At 51.1% G+C, this 17,509-nt stretch carries 14 protein-coding genes; 10 read left to right on the forward strand and 4 right to left on the reverse strand.

The window, feature by feature from the left end:
• The 3 genes from R3177_RS06305 to R3177_RS06315 form a co-directional block, all read left to right on the forward strand.
• On the forward strand, positions 1 to 1,839 hold a 1,839-nt coding region (locus R3177_RS06305; protein WP_318970193.1), incomplete at its 5' end, for a putative inorganic carbon transporter subunit DabA.
• A complete protein-coding gene (locus R3177_RS06310; RefSeq protein WP_318970194.1) occupies positions 1,836 to 2,630 on the forward strand; it encodes a DUF6671 family protein in 795 nt (264 codons plus the stop codon). The genes R3177_RS06305 and R3177_RS06310, both read left to right, overlap by 4 nt.
• Positions 2,627 to 3,595 carry an L-threonylcarbamoyladenylate synthase gene (locus R3177_RS06315; protein WP_318970195.1) on the forward strand — a complete coding sequence of 323 codons (969 nt, stop codon included), beginning with the start codon at positions 2,627 to 2,629 and terminating at the stop codon, positions 3,593 to 3,595. The genes R3177_RS06310 and R3177_RS06315 overlap by 4 nt, the downstream gene beginning before the upstream one ends.
• 102 nt (positions 3,596 to 3,697) lie before the next feature.
• Here R3177_RS06315 and R3177_RS06320 read toward each other — a convergent pair whose 3' ends face one another.
• The gene (locus R3177_RS06320; protein WP_318970196.1) at positions 3,698 to 4,504 is read right to left on the reverse strand and encodes a DUF2884 family protein; all 807 of its coding nucleotides are present in this window, start codon (positions 4,502 to 4,504) and stop codon (positions 3,698 to 3,700) included.
• 321 nt (positions 4,505 to 4,825) lie between these two features.
• Here R3177_RS06320 and R3177_RS06325 point away from each other — a divergent pair, with 321 nt between their 5' ends.
• The 6 genes from R3177_RS06325 (at position 4,826) to ahpF (ending at position 13,080) form a co-directional block, all read left to right on the forward strand.
• Positions 4,826 to 6,637 carry an assimilatory sulfite reductase (NADPH) flavoprotein subunit gene (locus tag R3177_RS06325; RefSeq protein WP_318970197.1) on the forward strand — a complete coding sequence of 604 codons (1,812 nt, stop codon included), beginning with the start codon at positions 4,826 to 4,828 and terminating at the stop codon, positions 6,635 to 6,637.
• Positions 6,637 to 8,355, forward strand: coding sequence for an assimilatory sulfite reductase (NADPH) hemoprotein subunit (gene cysI, locus R3177_RS06330; protein WP_318970198.1), 1,719 nt, complete (start codon positions 6,637 to 6,639; stop codon positions 8,353 to 8,355). Before R3177_RS06325 ends, cysI begins: the two co-directional genes overlap by 1 nt.
• 31 nt (positions 8,356 to 8,386) lie before the next feature.
• Positions 8,387 to 9,154 carry a phosphoadenylyl-sulfate reductase gene (locus tag R3177_RS06335; RefSeq protein WP_318970206.1) on the forward strand — a complete coding sequence of 256 codons (768 nt, stop codon included), beginning with the start codon at positions 8,387 to 8,389 and terminating at the stop codon, positions 9,152 to 9,154.
• Positions 9,155 to 9,258: 104 nt separating this feature from the next.
• Positions 9,259 to 10,509 (forward strand): mechanosensitive ion channel family protein, encoded by a 1,251-nt coding sequence (locus R3177_RS06340; protein ID WP_318970199.1) that lies wholly within the window; start codon positions 9,259 to 9,261, stop codon positions 10,507 to 10,509.
• Positions 10,510 to 10,757: 248 nt separating this feature from the next.
• Entirely contained in the window at positions 10,758 to 11,324 is a 567-nt protein-coding gene (gene ahpC / locus R3177_RS06345) for an alkyl hydroperoxide reductase subunit C (RefSeq protein WP_318970200.1), read from the forward strand.
• 211 nt (positions 11,325 to 11,535) lie between these two features.
• Positions 11,536 to 13,080 carry an alkyl hydroperoxide reductase subunit F gene (gene ahpF / locus R3177_RS06350; RefSeq protein ID WP_318970201.1) on the forward strand — a complete coding sequence of 515 codons (1,545 nt, stop codon included), beginning with the start codon at positions 11,536 to 11,538 and terminating at the stop codon, positions 13,078 to 13,080.
• Between the two features lie 102 nt (positions 13,081 to 13,182).
• Here ahpF and R3177_RS06355 read toward each other — a convergent pair whose 3' ends face one another.
• From R3177_RS06355 to R3177_RS06365, 3 genes are read right to left on the reverse strand one after another with little or no spacing between them, the layout of a single operon-like run.
• On the reverse strand, positions 13,183 to 13,989 hold the full coding sequence (locus R3177_RS06355; protein ID WP_318970202.1) for an SAM-dependent methyltransferase: 807 nt from the start codon (positions 13,987 to 13,989) through the stop codon (positions 13,183 to 13,185).
• Positions 13,982 to 15,721: a tetratricopeptide repeat-containing diguanylate cyclase gene (locus R3177_RS06360; protein ID WP_318970203.1), complete on the reverse strand. Its 1,740-nt coding sequence runs from the start codon at positions 15,719 to 15,721 to the stop codon at positions 13,982 to 13,984. The genes R3177_RS06355 and R3177_RS06360 overlap by 8 nt, the downstream gene beginning before the upstream one ends.
• A gap of 6 nt (positions 15,722 to 15,727) precedes the next feature.
• Positions 15,728 to 15,934 (reverse strand): hypothetical protein, encoded by a 207-nt coding sequence (locus R3177_RS06365; protein ID WP_318970204.1) that lies wholly within the window; start codon positions 15,932 to 15,934, stop codon positions 15,728 to 15,730.
• A 228-nt stretch (positions 15,935 to 16,162) separates the two neighbouring features.
• Here R3177_RS06365 and cysG point away from each other — a divergent pair.
• Positions 16,163 to 17,509: siroheme synthase CysG (gene cysG / locus R3177_RS06370; RefSeq protein WP_318970205.1), on the forward strand; the 1,347-nt coding region annotated here is incomplete at its 3' end.

The following is a 17,509-nucleotide window of genomic DNA, read 5'->3' on the forward strand; positions in this document are numbered from 1 at the left end:
ACAGAGCCAGCAGCCTTGTTACAACAACTGGAACCCTGGTTGGATAGCTGGTGTGACGACGAGCAGACAAAACTGGCTTATTTAGAAAATCTGCTGCAGGGGCTATCTGGCTGGGCGGGCTGGCAGGCCTGGCTCGACTGGCAGCAACAACTTAATCAGCAGCAAAGTCATAATGCCGTAAGTCAGTTATTGTACATGTTACTGGGGTGGGACTGGGTCTTATGGCAGCACAGCAAACGCCATAATGAGACGCATCAGAATGTGGTTAAGGCGTTAAAACTGCAGAGCCGGCAATATAGCACGATGTTACTGAATACGAGGGCGCAGCAGAGTATGCGCCAGGTGTGGCAGCGGGCGCTGGAACTGAGTTTCCAGCTTCCGCTACTGCGGCAATTGCAGCAGGCCGCTAGCCAGCCTGCTGCCTTGCCTGCCAGGCCAGTGCTCCAGGCCGCCTTTTGCATTGATGTCCGTTCCGAGCCAATCCGAAGAATGCTGGAGCAACAGCATAAGGGAATTCAAACCCTCGGTTTTGCTGGCTTTTTCGGCCTGCCTATTGCCTATAAAGCTGCCGACAGTAAACTGAGCCGGCCCCAGCTACCGGGTTTGCTCGCACCGGTGATGCAAGTCAGCCAGGTCCGCCCTGACAAAGCGACATTGCCGCGCCAGCCTGCCCTTGGCTGGAAACAAAGCTTTGATCTGGCGTCGTCCAGCCTGGGCATGGTGGAAGCTGCCGGTGCCACTAAGCTACTGAGTCTGTTAAAGCGGGCATTTTTCCGGACTAAGGCACCGCATGCCATGAACCGCTATCTGGATGATGGCAAATGGCAGCTGAGCCATGAGCAGCAGCCTTTGAGTGTCCGCGAGCAAGCGCAGCTGGCAGCGGCGATTTTATCTGCCATGGGCCTTAGCAGCACGCTGGCGCCGGTGGTGCTCCTGGTAGGGCATGGCAGCAACACCTGTAACAACCCGCAGGCCGCGGCACTTGATTGTGGCGCCTGTGGCGGTCAGACCGGTGAGGTGAATGTAAAGGTACTGGCACAAATTCTCAACGACAATGAGGTACGCGCAGAGCTGGCGTGGCGACATGAGCTTGAGATCCCGGCAGACACCCGCTTTCATGCCGCTATGCACCACACCACAACAGACGACCTGCAGGTATTTTCGCCTCCGGCCGACGCTGACTGGCTGAGTTGGTTGGCCGATGCCGCGACAGATGCCAAACAGCAGCGCGCCAGCCAGTTTGCAGAGGCCCCGGCGGGGGGCTCAGCGTTAAGCCGGTTTTTTAAGCTGCGCAGTCGCGACTGGGCACAGCTGCGCCCTGAGTGGGGTCTGGCCAATAATGCGGCTTTTATTGTGGCACCGCGCGCCCTGACCAAAGGACTGGATCTGCAGGGCCGGTGTTTTTTACATGACTACGATGCTGCGCGGGATGATAATTTCAGCTTATTGCACACCATTATGACCGCGCCTATGGTGGTAACCAACTGGATCAATATGCAATATTACGCCTCAGTGGTGGCGCCTGATAAATATGGCAGTGGTAACAAGCTGCTGCATAATGTGGTGGCCGGTCATATTGGCGTGTTCGAAGGAAATGGTGGTGATTTACGTACCGGTTTAAGCTGGCAATCGGTGCATGATGGCAGCCGGCTGCGTCATCAGCCGGTTCGTCTGACTGTGATCATTGCTGCACCGCAGCAGGCTATCAGTGATATTATCACTCGGGCCGGCGATGTGGCGGCGCTGGTAAACAACCAATGGCTATGGCTTTATCAGCTGGATCAGGATGGTACCTTGCATCAGTGGAAGCAAATGCGCTGGCAGAAGGTAACGTTATGAAACAGACTGTTGCTATGTTAACCCGGCATGACAAAGCGCGTTTAATTGCGCCGGCGCTTGCCCAGTTTGGCTGGCAGCTGACCGAGATTGACAGCTTTGATACCGATACCCTTGGTACTTTTGCCGGCGAACAAACCCGTTTTATGACAGCACAGGAATGCGCTTTTCGTAAAGCGGCACTGGCTGCTGATTTATCAGGTCTTAATATTGGCATTGGCAGCGAAGGCAGTTTTTCTGTTGGCCCCTTTGGTATTGGCACTTATAATCTGGAACTGATTTGCTGTGTTAACGTGACAGCGGGCTGGGCTGTCACCGGCCGGTTTTATGGGCCCTCGCTGGCCCGGCAATGGCAGATCGCAGATGCGCAGGCGTTACAACAGGCCCTGGCGGATGTTGAACCAGACCAGCATTTAGTGTTGCAGCAAGGCAGTTATCTGAAAAAGGCCTTAACGGCAGCCCAGGCGCATAATTTAGCGTTGCTGAGGCTTGCCCAGGGTGACGTAACCCTGAGTTATGACCTGCGTGCCCATTTGAGTCCGGAGCGGCGCTTTCATATACAGCAGGCTGCCGACGATTTGGCCCGGCGCTTACAGCATTGTTGTCCGCACTGTGCCACCCCCGGCTTCTGGCCGGATAAAGCGATACCGGGTTTACCATGTGAGGCCTGTGGTGTGCCCACCAGTCTGACCCGCTACCGGCAGGCTGTTTGTCAGCGCTGCGATTTTATGGCGACAGAGCCCGTTGCGGCGACACATGCCAGTCAACAATATTGTCAGGAATGTAACCCTTGAATACGTTATTACTTAGTGCAGACTCCGCTGCAGATATTAAAATTGGTGCTGAATTACTACAGCAGGGCCAGTTGGTTGCTGTGCCGACAGAGACAGTTTATGGTCTGGCCGCAGACGCTACCAACCCTGATGCGGTCCGTGCTATCTATACGGCCAAAGGCCGGCCTGCCAATCATCCGCTGATTGTGCATGTACCAGATAAAGCCGCTATCGGTCAGTGGGCAAAAAATGTCAGCGACACGGCAGTTGCTCTGGCAGATGCATTCTGGCCCGGCCCGCTTACGTTATTGCTGGATAAAGCGGATCATGTCAATTCAGTGGTTACCGGCGGATTGCCCACCATTGGCTTACGGATGCCATCACACCCGGCACTACTGGCATTGTTGCAGCAGTACAAACTCAGTGTTGCCGCACCCTCTGCCAATCTTTATAAAAAGCTGAGTCCAACCTCGGCTTCTCAGGTGATGGCAGGGATGCAGGGCAGAATACAAGCGGTGCTGGATGGCGGTGACTGTCAGTATGGCCTGGAGTCAACCATTGTTGATCTGACGGGCAACAAACCGGTTATCGTCCGTGCCGGCCCGATAACGGCGCCCCAGATTGCCGCAGTGCTGGGCGAGAGTGTGGCACAGCCGCAGCAACATAAGGTGGCCGTGTCAGGCAATGTCGATGCGCACTATCAGCCGGATAAAAAACTGCACTGCTTCCCAACGGCACAATTAAAGTCAGAATTGGACGGCTTGCAGCAACCTGTCGCGTTATTACATTACAGTGCCATTGCTGCCCATCCGCTGGTTAAATCCTATGCTATGCCCGCAGAGGCGGCAGCATATGGACGGCAGCTCTATCAGACGTTATTTCAAGCCGATCAGACATCCGTGACGGCTATCTGGTGTGAATTACCGCCAGAACAGGACAACTGGCGCGCAGTGCATGACCGGTTAAAGCGGGCCAGGTCGAACTAACCGCACTCTGCAGCAACAAAGCGGCTAAAAAAAGTAATAAAACCAATAAAAAAAGCGCAGGCAAAGCCCCTGCGCTAAAGGTTGTGGCTGGGAGTGACCAGATTAACGACGCAGGCTCAGGGCACTGTCGCCATTTTTAAATAAATCGTACTGTTGCATTGCCGGAATATGCTGCTGAATACGGGTTTCCAGTGTATCCAGTTGGTTTACCTGAGCGCAGATCGCGTCACCACGCTGCTCCAGCGCAGCGGCTTTTATTTCCATTTTAGCTTCCAGATCTTCGCCAAATTTTTCCATTTTCTGACCAAATGCTTCCATCCGCTGCTCGAAGCTACCTTCACCGCTGGTCATCGCTTTACCTACCAGCATCATAATATTGCCCATCGACTGATTAACGGCTTCTTCCACGGCTTGTTCAAATTCCGGTCCGAATGCCTGATCAATACTTTCCAGCCGGCTGCCATACAGATAAGTATTATCACCCTCTCTGACGACTACCTGATTGGCAGCATCGCTGATTTGAGCTAACGCCTGTTGCACGGCCGGGTAATCATCCAGCGATTTTCCGGTCAGCTCTGCCATGACGGTAGTCAGCGCGTCACTTGCCATAATCAGTGCATCTTCTACCAGGGCTACCGTTTCCTTGGTCTGGCTGCGAATGCCCGCCTGATAATCGCGCAGCAGCAAACGGGTGTCGTTATTAACCATGACCGGCTTGCCATCCAGGATAAGCTGACCATTATCGTCAATTTGCCACAGGGTAGTACCGTTATCCTGCAGCCGGACACTGTCACTGTTGATAACTAAATCTTTTTCGAATTCGATATTGCACTGGTTATTCTGATGCGCCATGGCATTCAGGCTAAGGGTGCTTAGAATAACGGCGCTGGCCAGAAGTGAGCATTTCATATTGGAGTTCCTTATTGTGGTTCTTAATGACAATTTATTAAGGCAAAGGCGATGCCAATATTTAAGTGTTTGTTTATAAACAACTATAAAATGATTCGCTGCTGGTACAGAACCTGGCGTTAGCGGTTTTAGCCAATTATTAGTGAAATTTTCAGTTGTGGCGGCTGGCCAGCAAGCCGGTTGAAAGCTCGCTTCATGTCAGGTTTCAGGCAGACACTGAACTTTTAATTACTATTTGGAATAACGCAGAGAGATCCATTCTTTTACCAGCATACGTTTGGATGGCTAAAATGATGATCTAAAGTTTAAACAGGTAATTTTATGCTTTTATCATCGTTAGTGGCGCAGGCCAGTCCGCTGTCAGAGCAGCAGGTACAGCAATTACAGGGGCTGGTCAGTCAGCTGAACCCTATTCAGCAGGCCTGGGTCAGCGGTTATCTGGCGGCCAGCGCTCAGCTAGGTGGTGCCCAGACCGCTGCGCCTGCCGCAGCAGCCGCAAGCAGTGCCAGCCTGACTATCGTTTATGGCTCACAAACCGGTAATGCTCGTCATGTAGCAGAAGCGCTGGCCAGCCTTGCCAAAGCGAAGAATATTGCCGCCAAGGTGATAGATTTAGCCGATTATAAAAGCAGTCAGCTGAAAAATGAGCAGTATCTGATCATTGTCACCTCCACTTATGGTGAGGGTGAACCACCGGAAAATGCGGTGAGCTTCTACAACTTCCTTTTCAGTAAAAAAGCGCCAAAAGTGCCGCAGCTGAAATTTGCTGTGCTGGGTCTGGGTGATACCAGTTATGAGTTTTTCTGCAAAACAGCGGCTGATTTTGATGAACGGCTGGCTGAACTCGGTGGCCAGCGCTTACAGGCGCGCTCTGATTTGGATGTCGACTATGATGCCGCTGCCGATAGCTGGAACAATGCGTTAATTAACGTGGTTGAGCCAGAGTTTGCCAGGGCACCGTCAGCCCAGGTAATTAACTGGCCCGGTCAGGCAGCACCAGTAGCGGCAAGTCAGTACAACAAACAACAACCGTTTGCGGCAGAGCTTTACACCAACCAGAAAATTACCGGCCGGGATTCAGCTAAAGATGTCCGGCATATTGAAATTTCACTGGAGGGCTCTGGTTTAACCTATCTGCCGGGGGATGCGCTTGGCGTATATTTTGAAAACGACCCGGTGATTGTGACGGAATTACTGAGTCTGACTGGCCTGGAGGGAACAGCGCAGGTGAACCTGGCGAACCAGAGCCTGAGTCTGACCGATGCGCTGACCAGCCAGCTGGAGCTTACCCAGTCTTATCCGGCATTTGTTGAAAAATACGCTGCTGCCAGTGGCAATGACGCCTTACAGCAACTGGCGACTGATAAAACGGCCTTACGATCTTATCTGGCGGTCCGGCAGATTATTGATATCGTCCGTGAGTACCCGGTAACCTCAACGTCAATCAGTGCCCAGCAGTTAGTAGACGCGCTCAGAAAACAACAGCCGCGGCTGTATTCTATTGCATCATCCCAGGCTGAGGTCGAACAAGAAGTGCATCTGACGGTGGCAGTCGTACGTTACGATGCTTTTGGTCAGCCGCATGTTGGCGGTGCCTCGGGCTATCTGGCCGAGCGTCTGGCAGAAGGCGACAGAATAAAGGTGTTCGTCGAGCAGAATAATAATTTCCGTTTGCCTGCGAATGATGACACGCCGGTTATTATGATTGGCCCCGGCACCGGCATTGCACCGTTCCGGGCCTTTTTGCAGGAGCGTGACGCCCGTGGTGCCAGCGGTAAAAACTGGTTGTTTTTTGGCAACCCGCATTTTACTCAGGATTTTTTATATCAAACCGAGCTGCAAGGCTATTTAAAACAGGGGCTTTTGAGCAAGCTGGATGTGGCATTCAGCCGGGATAGCGCAGAGAAAGTGTATGTGCAGCACAAATTGCGTAAACACGCTGCCGAATTATTTCAGTGGCTGGAGCAGGGGGCGCATGTTTATATTTGTGGTGATGCTAACCGGATGGCGAAAGATGTTCATCAGGCACTGCTGGACATAGTGCAACAGCAAGGTGGCAAAAGTGCTGAGCAGGCACAGCTTTATTTAGATGAATTACGGGTAGCCAAACGTTACCAGAAGGATGTGTACTAATGAGCCAATATCCGATTAAACCTGAACTGCAGGTCAGTGGCAAGTTGTCTGACAATGAACGGTTAAAAGCTGAAAGCGACCACTTACGGGGCACCATCAAGCAGGATCTGGACGACGAGATTACCGGCGGCTTTAATGGCGATAACTTTATGCTGGTGCGGTTTCATGGCATGTACCAGCAGGATGACCGCGATATCCGGGCTGAGCGGGCTGCGCAGAAGCTGGAGCCGCTGCACAATGTGATGCTGCGGGCGCGGATGCCCGGTGGCATTATTACGCCAAAGCAGTGGCTGGCCATTGACCAGTTTGCTGCCGAGAAAACTTTGTATGGCAGTATCCGGCTGACTACCCGCCAGACCTTTCAGTTTCATGGCGTGCTAAAACCGCATATCAAACCCATGCACCAGTTTTTAAACAGCATTGGTATCGACTCGATTGCCACCGCCGGCGATGTTAACCGTAACGTGCTGTGTACCTCTAACCCGGTGGAGTCAGTGCTGCATCAGCAGGCGTATCAGTGGGCGGTAAAGATAAGCGAGCACTTACTGCCAAAAACCCGCGCTTATGCCGAAATCTGGCTGGATGAAGAAAAGGTGGAAACCACCGAAACCGAGCCGGTGCTGGGTGAAAACTACTTACCCCGTAAGTTTAAAACTACTGTCGTTATTCCACCGCATAACGACATTGATGTGCATGCCAATGACCTGAATTTTGTCGCTATTGCTGAAAACGGTAAGCTGATTGGCTTTAATGTGCTGGTTGGTGGCGGTCTGGCGATGACTTTTGGTGATACCTCAACCTATCCGCGTAAAGCCGAGGCACTGGGTTTTATCAGCCTGGAGCATACGTTAAAAGTGGCAGAGCATGTGGTTACGGTGCAGCGCGATTACGGCGATCGGGTTAACCGCAAGAATGCCAAAACCAAGTACACCATTGACCGGATCGGCGTGGATACCTTTAAAGCTGAAGTGGAACAGCGGGTAGGTGTGCCATTTTCTCCCGCCAGACCCTTTGAATTCACCAGCCGTGGCGATCGCTTTGGCTGGGTAGCAGGCATCGATGGTAAACATCATTTAACGTTGTTTATTGAAAATGGCCGGGTGCTGGATTTTCCGGGTAAGCCGCTGAAAACCGGTCTGGCAGCAATTGCCAGTGTTCATCAGGGTGATTTTCGGATGACGGCTAATCAGAACCTGATTATTGCCGGTGTGCCAGCTGAGCAGAAAGCGTTAATCGAACAACTGGCCCGCGATCATGGCTTAATTGATGAAAGCCATAGCGAGCAGCGTAAAAACTCCATGGCTTGTGTGTCCTTTCCTACCTGCCCGCTGGCGATGGCAGAAGCAGAGCGCTACTTACCGGAGCTGGTGACGAAAGTGGAGTCGCTGTTGGCAAAGCACCAGCTGGCTGACGACCATATTGTATTGCGGGTAACGGGTTGCCCCAATGGCTGTGGCCGCGCCATGCTGGCTGAGGTGGGTTTGGTCGGCCGGGCACCGGGAAAGTACAACGTCTATCTGGGCGGCAATAAAATCGGCACGCGCATCCCGAAACTGTATTTAGATAATGTCGGCGAAAGCCAGATCCTCAGTGAGCTGGATAACCTGATTGGTCGCTGGGCGACAGAACGCAATAGCGGTGAGTGCTTTGGTGATTTTGTTATCCGCACAGGCGTGGTAGCAGAAGTGAAAGTCTCAAAGACTGACTTTCATGCCTGACAGTGCAGCCCAGAAGTTAACTGACGTAACGATGGCAGGACATAGCATGATCGACAGTGTAACAACCGATTACCGCCAGATACTGCAGCAGGACAGTGCCACTCAGCGAGCCTGGCTGGCAGAGATCAATCATCTGCTCAGCCCGTTGAGCGCCAGCGAGCGGGTACGCTGGGCGCTTGATAACCTGCCGGCACAGCCCATGCTGAGCTCCAGCTTTGGTATCCAGGCCGCTGTCATGTTACATATGGTGACTGTTCAACAGCCGGATATTCCGGTGGTGCTGACAGATACCGGCTATTTATTTCCGGAAACCTATCAGTTTATTGATCAGTTAACCGAGCAGCTGGGCCTCAATTTACAGGTTTACCGGGCAGCATTATCGGCCAACTGGCAACTGGCACGTTATGGCCAGCAATGGCTGACAGCCGAAGGCACTAAGCAATACAACCAGCTGAATAAAGTAGAACCAATGCAACGGGCATTGCAGGAACTTAAGGTGGGTAGCTGGTTTACCGGCCTGCGGCGCAGCCAGAGCAGTACCCGGGCTGATAAGGATATTGTTGAAATCAGCCGTGGCGTGGTGAAAATTCAGCCGATTATCGACTGGAGTAATAAGGATGTCTTTTATTACTTAAAACAGCATAACCTGCCATACCACCCGTTATGGGAGCAGGGCTACTTATCGGTCGGAGATACGCATTCCACTGTGAAGTTCGAGCCGGGCATGAGCGAGGAAGATACCCGTTTTAATGGCTTTGGTCGCGAGTGTGGCCTGCATATGGATGGAGATGGTATCTAGCCAGTGCGGTTGCAAAACTGGTTTATCGGGTCATAATAGCGTCAACAGAGACGACGGCTGCAGTGTTTGTCGTTGATCACGTTAAACAGGGAATGGCTTGACAGATGTTGGATTTTGACATTAGTGCGCTTCAGAGCTGGCTGGAGCAGCATCCGGAAACCAGATTATGGCTTAGCCTTGGCGTGCTATTACTGGTGGCCTGGTTTAGCAATCTGATAGTAAAGAAGGTGCTGATCCGCGGCATTATCAGGGCTTTGCGGGCCAGCGCCTATGGCCAGCATCAGGTTATTCAGCATTCTGCTTTTATCTCCCGGCTGGCAAATATTGTACCCGCGCTGGTTATCTCTAAGGGCATCACGTTAATTGATGGCGTATCAGAAACGGTCACGACGATCGTCGTCAATGTCTGTAACGCCTTTGTGGTGCTTACTGTTGCGCTGGCAATAGCCAATATCCTGACCCTGGTTAACGCCATTTACGAGCAGGGACCAGACGCCAAAACCAAGCCAATTAAAGGTTATGTGCAGGTCCTGAAAATAGTGGTATTTACCATCGCGCTGATCTTAATGATCGCGGCACTGGTAGACCGCTCTCCGCTTATTTTGCTATCTGGTCTGGGCGCCATGGCCGCGGTATTAATGCTGATTTTTCAGGACACCATTTTATCGCTAGTCGCCAGCGTGCAAATTTCCTCAAATGATGTTATCCGGGTTGGTGACTGGGTGGAAATGCCTCAGCTGAATGCCGATGGCGACGTGATTGATATCGCACTGCATACGGTAAAAGTGCAGAACTGGGATAAAACCATCACGACCATACCCACCCGGCGCTTTATGACCGATGCCTTTAAAAACTGGCGTGGCATGCAGCAGTCGGGCGGGCGGCGGATTAAACGCAGCCTGATGCTGGATCAGCAAAGCGTGCACTTTCTGGACGCTGATGAGCGTAAGCATTTGAACCGTTTCAGCCTGCTGCAGGATTATCTGGCTGAAAAGCAAAGGGAAATAGACAGTTGGAACAGCCAGCTGGCTGAGCAGGGTAAAGAACCGGTCAATACCCGGCGTATAACCAATATCGGCACATTTCGGGCTTATGTGCAGCGTTATCTTGCCAGCCATGCTGGCGTACACCAGCATATGACATTAATGGTCCGTCAGCTTGCTCCCGGGGCTGATGGTTTGCCACTGGAAATTTACTGCTTTACCAATACCACAGCATGGCTGGCCTATGAAGGCATTCAGTCAGATATTTTTGACCATCTGCTGGCGATCCTGCCGGAATTTGGCCTGCGGGTTTACCAGCACCCCAGTGGTATGGATATCCGTGCCATTCAGTTAAGCGGTCAGCGCGATTAAACTCTGTTGCAACAGTCGTAAACAGTAATTAGGCGCTTGAGAAATCAGTGCCTTGTCCTTATCTCTAGTGCTGCACTATGACCAAGGCGCTATCGCATTATTTTAGTTGCATCCACTCCTCTAATTAATAAAAACGATTAGAGTGATTAATTTAATTCGTTTTAAAAACTTAAGATTGCTGGCTATGATGACCAGCATTGAAACACGGCAATTTACCAATCTATTTATTAACCGAAGGGAGCAAGACAATGTCTTCAATTATCAATACTAAGATTAAGCCATTTAAAGCCACTGCATTTCATCAGGGCAAATTTGTGCCGGTAACCGAGCAGACATTGCTTGGCAAGTGGGCGGTAGTTTGTTTTTACCCGGCTGATTTTACATTCGTTTGTCCTACTGAGTTAGGCGACCTGGCTGATTTCTATCCTAAGTTCCAGGAAATGGGTGTTGAAGTGTTCTCAGTATCAACGGATACCCACTTCACTCACAAAGCATGGCATGACGCGTCTGAAACCATTAAGAAAATCAACTATCCGATGATCGGCGACCCGACTGGTGCCATTACCCGTAACTTTGGCGTGATGATTGAAGAAGATGGCCTGGCATTGCGTGGTACTTTCGTAATCAATCCGGAAGGCGAAATCAAAGTGGCTGAGATCCACGATTTAGGTATCGGCCGCTCTGCTGCTGAGCTGTTCCGTAAGGTACAGGCTGCGCAGTATGTTGCTAACCACGACGGCGAAGTATGTCCGGCTAAATGGACTCCGGGTGAAGCGACTTTAGCGCCATCACTGGACCTGGTTGGTAAAATCTAAGCAGTGCAATATCTGCAGTTATCTGCAGTGAGAACCGATTACAGCCCCTCCTAAGAAGCTGTAATCAGCTTCTCTCTGCCAGACTACGGTTTGGTATCCGGGCAGGAAATGCTTGCCCGGACTATCCCGGATTAAATGCTTACAGCCTGTAAAATCAGGCTGAGGCTTTGTTACGCTGATTTTTTATCGTCTTAATTTTTCTGGAGTTTTTATGTTAGATACTAACCTGAAGCAAACGCTTAAAACTTATTTGCAGAACCTGAAAACAGAAGTTGAGCTGGTGGTATCTTTAGACGATAGCGCCAAAGCCACTGAAGTAGAACAACTGGCGAATGACATAGCTGGTTTATCAGATTTAGTGTCGCTTCGTCGCGACGATGCTGCTATGGACCGCAAACCTGCGATGCTGGTGCGCTCGGTAGCGAAAGACACGCATATCACTTTTGCCGGTGTGCCACTGGGCCATGAATTTACCTCGTTAGTGCTGGTGTTGCTGCACTCTGGTGGTCATCCGATTAAGGTAGAAGCCGATACCATCGAACAAATTCGCCAGTTACCCGGCAAATTTGCATTCGAAACCTATATTTCACTGAGCTGCCAGACCTGCCCGGAAGTGGTGCAGGCACTGAATATTATGGCGGCGACTAACCCGAACATCACTAACGTGATGATCGATGGTGCCATGTTCCAGGACGAAGTCAGCGAACGCAACGTCATGGCCGTGCCATCAGTATTTTTAAATGGCGAGCTGTTCTCGCAGGGCGCGATTACCCTGGAGAAGATTATCCAGAAAATCGACGTTAATGCTGAAAAACGTCAGGCTGAAGCGCTGAAAAGCAAAGCGGAGTTTGACGTACTGGTGGTAGGTGGTGGCCCTGCTGGTGCATCCGCAGCGGTATATGCAGCCCGCAAAGGCCTGAACACCGGTATTTTAGCCGAGCGCTTTGGTGGCCAGGTGGCGGATACCGTTGGTATTGAAAACTTTATTTCGGTTAAATATACCGAAGGCCCGAAGCTGGTTAATGCGTTAGAAGCCCATGTCCGTGAATACGACGTGGATATTATGAATAACCAGCGCGCAGTTAAGCTGAGCAAGGCCGACAAGGTTGAGCTGGAGCTGGCAAACGGCGCGGTGCTTCGCAGTAAAACCCTGATACTTGCGCCGGGTGCGCGCTGGCGCGAAATGAACGTGCCGGGCGAGCAGGAATATCGTGGTAAAGGTGTGGCGTATTGCCCGCACTGTGATGGCCCGTTATTTAAAGGTAAAAAAGTGGCCGTTATCGGTGGTGGTAACTCAGGCATTGAAGCGGCTATCGACTTAGCCGGTATTGTTGAGCACGTTACCGTTCTGGAATTTGCCGCGACACTGCGGGCTGATGCGGTCCTGGTAAAAAAAGCCAACTCAATGGGCAACATTACCATTATTACTGAAGCGCAGAGCACTGAAGTGACCGGTGACGGTAGCCGGGTAAATGGTATTAATTATACCGACCGCAAGACCGGTGAGTCGCATCATGTTGAGCTGGCGGGTATTTTTGTCCAGATTGGCCTGGTACCGAATACCGAATGGTTGCGCGGTGCGCTGGAGTTATCGCCTCGCGGTGAGATTATTGTCGACGAGCGCGGCCAGACCTCAATACCGGGCGTTTTTGCCGCTGGTGACGCCACTACTGTGCCGTATAAGCAGATTATTATCGCCATGGGCGCTGGTGCCAATGCCTCACTGGGCGCGTTTGATTACCTGATCCGGCATTGATTACTATGATGGCACCAGGTTAATGATTTAACGGGATACCTCTCTCATCCCTCTTTGGCGGCAACTTCGGTTGCCGCTTTTTTTTACTTTTAAAGCTAGTTATTACCGTTTGCGCAGTGGGTGATCGGCTGGCACGCCAAGCTGATCCAGCATCTTGTGGTTAATAGTTTTGGCTCGCAGCGGCGGGATCACCAAAGTGGTGATCTGGTTAAGGGTGGCCTGCGGTAATTCGGCTAAGCTAACTTGCTCGGCCCGGTACTGCCAGATGGGTAAGTCGGCGGCTTCATATAAAATTACCTGATGATTCGGCGGGTACCATTGCTGCAGGTGCTGCACCAGGATTTCAATATAGCGGCTGTCACTCTCAAGCCTGGCCAGGCTGAAATCACCGGCTATCGCCACCTGCCACAGCAGCAGATAAGCGCTGACATCGACGGTATGCTGGTAAAATAAAAACTGGCTGGCTTCAAACTGCTGGCACCCCTCGGCCATCGGGTCGATGCCTAAATCGGCATATAAGCAGGCATCTGCGCCAATGCCGGCTTCCATTTTCGCGCGGTAGCCCAGCGCTTTTAACTGGCGTATTGCTTCGTGTGGCGGCCAGCTGGCAATGCCCGGGTGGCCGTAGCATGCCCACACCACATTTTTACCGGCGGTTACCGCCGTAATTACTGCATCCAGCATCGCCTGATAGCTTTTACTGCGGGGCTGGCCGGCCTGATAAAACGGCTGTAAATCCACTAAGTTGGGGTTTATCTGCTGTAAAAAGCCGGGAAGGTAGTGGCTATTGCTGTGAAAAAATACCAGATCAGCTGCGGCCAGTTGCTCACGCGCCAGTATGGTCAGCTGGCTGCCCAGGGTAATACCCAAGCCCAGGCACAGCAGGCTACCCTGGAGTTGCTCAGACATCGCTCGCCTGACTGTTGCCTTCGGGGTTACTCTGCTGATACACCACAATCCGGTTGCGGCCACCGGTTTTAGCCTGATACAACGCCTCATCAGCCTGTTTTAATAATGTGTCAAAATCTGCGCTATTGCTGGTGGAAACCCCAAAACTGGCGGTAACATGAATCTGCTTATCTTCAAACGGAATGACTAACTGTTCCAGACTTTGCCGGCATTGCTCAGCAAGCTCTTTGGCATCGGCCAAGGCACAGCCCGGCAAAAACAGTGCAAATTCTTCGCCGCCAATCCGCGCTAAAATATCCTGCTGGCGGATTTGTGTCTGACAGCATTGGGCAATCGCAGTTAGTACTGTATCGCCCGCAGTATGGCCATATTGGTCATTAATTTGTTTAAATAAATCAATATCAAACATAATCAAGCTGTACTCGTCTTTTTGACGACGGTTGGCGAGATGTCTGCTAACCGTATCGTTAAAGTAGCGGCGGTTAAATAAGCGGGTTAAAAAGTCGGTGGTGGCCAGGCGGTTTAATGCCACCCGCTTGCTGTTTAATACATAAATAATCAGCAGCAACAGTGTCAGTAAAGTAAAGGAAATTAACAACGTTCGGAATTTTTCGTCTTTTTGCAGCTGGCTTTCCAGTTGCAATAATTTGTTTTTATTCTCCAGCAGCGCCAGTTTATTTTCGCTTTCCATAAAATCGGCTTGGGCCAGATGGTAGGCCACGCTGCGCTTTTTAAACTCGTCAATATAACTGTTCAGAGCAGCAGAATGCTGGCTGTAGGCGGTAACAGCAGCAGAGGCATTACCTCTTTCCTGATAGGAACGGGCTAAAAGTAATATAGCCTTATTGGCTGTTTTTGTGTCATTTAATGCTGTGGCTTGTTGATACACTTTTTCCAGTAACGACTCTGCTGCAGCATAGTTGTCTAAATGAAGCTCTGCCGAGCCCAGAAAGTATTCAGCCTGGATAACCGAGTATACATAACCTATTTGCCTCAGTTCAGGCAGTACCGCTAGCATGTCACTTTTAACCTGTTCTGGTACCTTTGTTACATCAATTTCTGCGATGTAAAGGCTGATGGTATGTAATAGCAACGGCTCGTTGGCCGTCAGGCAGGCTTGGCGAGCCTGGTTAACTGCATCATCAGTGTAGGTTTGAGCTAACTGCAACGATGCATTTAATTGCAACACATAGCCGACACAAAAACTGCGCGGAGTGCTCGCAATTTCGACGATATTCGACGCATATTCCAATGCTTTGTCGTACACATTTGCACTTATGTGCAGTTGCGTCGCTACGGTATACAAGATAACCTGCAGTGGCTCGTCGTTAAGTGCCCCCCCCACCTTTAACGCATCAAACAGGAAAGCATAAGCTCTGCTGAAATCCTTGCGGTGCTCATATACGGTTGCCAGTAACAAGTTCGCTTTCAGGGTGATTTCCGGGTACTCACTGTCCGCAACTTTCAAAGCCCAGGTGATGGCATCATCTTGTTTACCCTGAAATGCAAAGGTGTAGGCCTTTAGAAATGTAAACTGTTGTTGTTGATAAAGAGTAAGCGCCTGATAGTTTGCTTCCAGTTGCGCAACAATTTCAGCGGTTTGGCTGGGTGACTGGGTACGTAGTGCTTCAGCCTGGTCCAGTTGCTGTTGAAAAGTGTCTGCTGCAGAGGCAGCAAAGAAAGACGCTAATATAAATATTAACGTTGTGCTGAACACTCCACACTTTTTCAAGGTTGGCTACTTTGCAGGAAATATAAAAGTAACAGGCAATACCGCATGTCCGGTTAATTGCTCAACTTTTTCCTTGTCTCCGGCCAGTACTGCGTTTATTTCGTGGCTCTGCAGTCCATAACTCTGCATGGTCGCTGCCGGGTCATCCCGAAAATCTTGTTGTAGTTTGAGGTTGGTGGCTAAGTCATTGATAAACTGGCTAAGTGTTGACATAGTAAATCCTGTTGTATTATCGCGCTGATGTTTTGTTGTAATTTTAAGCACTAATGTAAGCGAATTAACCCGTTGTCACAACTGTCGCTTGTGGGCTAAAGAGTATAGAACTTAAAATGTTAATTCCGTTTGGTTATATAAGAGCGTGATAAGCTATTTTGCGATTAACCCGCCCGGCGCTATGCTAAGCGATACTTTATGCTGACTGTTTCAGCCTGCGGAGCCGCTGTGCAATATCTTCCTTTATTCGTTAAATTAACTGATAAACCGGTGTTAATCGTCGGCGGCGGTTCGGTGGCGCTGCGTAAAGCCGGCACCCTGCTAAGTGCTGGCGCTAAGCTTTATGTGGTATCACCTGCGTTTGCTCCGGAATTTATTGAGTGGCAGCAGCAGGGTAAAGCCGAGCTTATTACTGGTTATTTCAGCCCGGAGTTATTAGACGGCAAGCTGCTGGTGATTGCTGCCACTGATAACGAAAACGTAAATGGCGCGGTATTCGCTGCCGCGACTGAGCGCAATATGCTGGTAAACACGGTGGATGATCAGCCGAAATGCGGTTTTATTTTCCCGTCTATTATCGACCGCAACCCGATTATTATTGCTATCTCCAGCTTTGGTACCGCCCCGGTGCTGGCACGGCGCCTGCGGGAAAAGCTGGAAACCTTATTACCGCAGCATTTAGGGCCACTGGCGCAGCTGGTGGGGCATTTCCGGGAGCAGGTAAAAGCGAAAATTAAAGGCTTTGCCGCCCGCCGCCAGTTCTGGGAAAAAGTATTTAATTCCGATGTGGTGCGTGAGGTGCAGGCTAATCAGCTGCCGCAGGCTGAACAGCGGCTGAGGGCGCTGTTGGCAGAGCCACAGCAACTGGCTGGTGAAGTCTATGTGGTCGGGGCCGGGCCGGGCGACCCGGAGCTGCTCACGTTAAAAGCGCTGCAGTTAATGCAGCAAGCCGATGTGGTGGTATACGACTATCTGGTGTCGCCGGAAATTATGGAATTAGTGCGTCGCGATGCCGATCTGATTTGTGTCGGTAAAAAAGCCGGTGCGCACTCGGTGGCGCAGCAGGATACCAATCAGATTCTGATTGATTTAGCGCTGGCCGGTAAGAAAATCTGCCGGTTAAAAGGCGGTGACCCGTTTATTTTTGGCCGCGGCGGCGAGGAAATTCAGGCCTTGCTGGCCCATAATATTGCTTTTCAGGTGGTGCCGGGCGTTACTGCCGCCGCTGGTTGTGCCGCTTATGCCGGGATCCCGCTAACCCATCGCGATCATGCGCAAAGCGTGCAGTTTGTTACCGGCCATTGCCGCAAAGACGGCAGCGAGCCGGACTGGCAGAGTATGAGTACCCCGAACCAGACCGTAGTAATTTATATGGGGCTGATGAAAGCCGCCCATATTCAGCAGCAGCTGATTAACGCAGGGCGATCGCCTGCTACCCCTGTGGCCATTATTGAAAACGGTACCCGGCTGGAGCAGCGGATTATTACTACAGAGCTAAGTGAACTGGCTGAGCGGGTTAGCAGCGAGCAGGTACAATCGCCAGCGCTGCTGATTATTGGTGAAGTGGTCAGTTTA

This window comes from Arsukibacterium sp. (assembly GCF_033722355.1).
Classification (GTDB): Bacteria; Pseudomonadota; Gammaproteobacteria; order Enterobacterales; family Alteromonadaceae; genus Alishewanella.

Excerpts from the sequence above, each read along its gene's own strand:
- R3177_RS06325 (WP_318970197.1), top strand. The coding sequence starts at position 4,826 with ATGCTTTTATCATCGTTAGTGGCGCAGGCCAGTCCGCTGTCAGAGCAG.
- R3177_RS06340 (WP_318970199.1), top strand. The coding sequence starts at position 9,259 with ATGTTGGATTTTGACATTAGTGCGCTTCAGAGCTGGCTGGAGCAGCAT.
- R3177_RS06365 (WP_318970204.1), bottom strand. The coding sequence starts at position 15,934 with ATGTCAACACTTAGCCAGTTTATCAATGACTTAGCCACCAACCTCAAA.
- ahpC (WP_318970200.1), top strand. The coding sequence starts at position 10,758 with ATGTCTTCAATTATCAATACTAAGATTAAGCCATTTAAAGCCACTGCA.
- R3177_RS06355 (WP_318970202.1), bottom strand. The coding sequence starts at position 13,989 with ATGTCTGAGCAACTCCAGGGTAGCCTGCTGTGCCTGGGCTTGGGTATT.
- R3177_RS06310 (WP_318970194.1), top strand. The coding sequence starts at position 1,836 with ATGAAACAGACTGTTGCTATGTTAACCCGGCATGACAAAGCGCGTTTA.
- ahpF (WP_318970201.1), top strand. The coding sequence starts at position 11,536 with ATGTTAGATACTAACCTGAAGCAAACGCTTAAAACTTATTTGCAGAAC.
- cysI (WP_318970198.1), top strand. The coding sequence starts at position 6,637 with ATGAGCCAATATCCGATTAAACCTGAACTGCAGGTCAGTGGCAAGTTG.
- R3177_RS06320 (WP_318970196.1), bottom strand. The coding sequence starts at position 4,504 with ATGAAATGCTCACTTCTGGCCAGCGCCGTTATTCTAAGCACCCTTAGC.
- R3177_RS06335 (WP_318970206.1), top strand. The coding sequence starts at position 8,387 with ATGGCAGGACATAGCATGATCGACAGTGTAACAACCGATTACCGCCAG.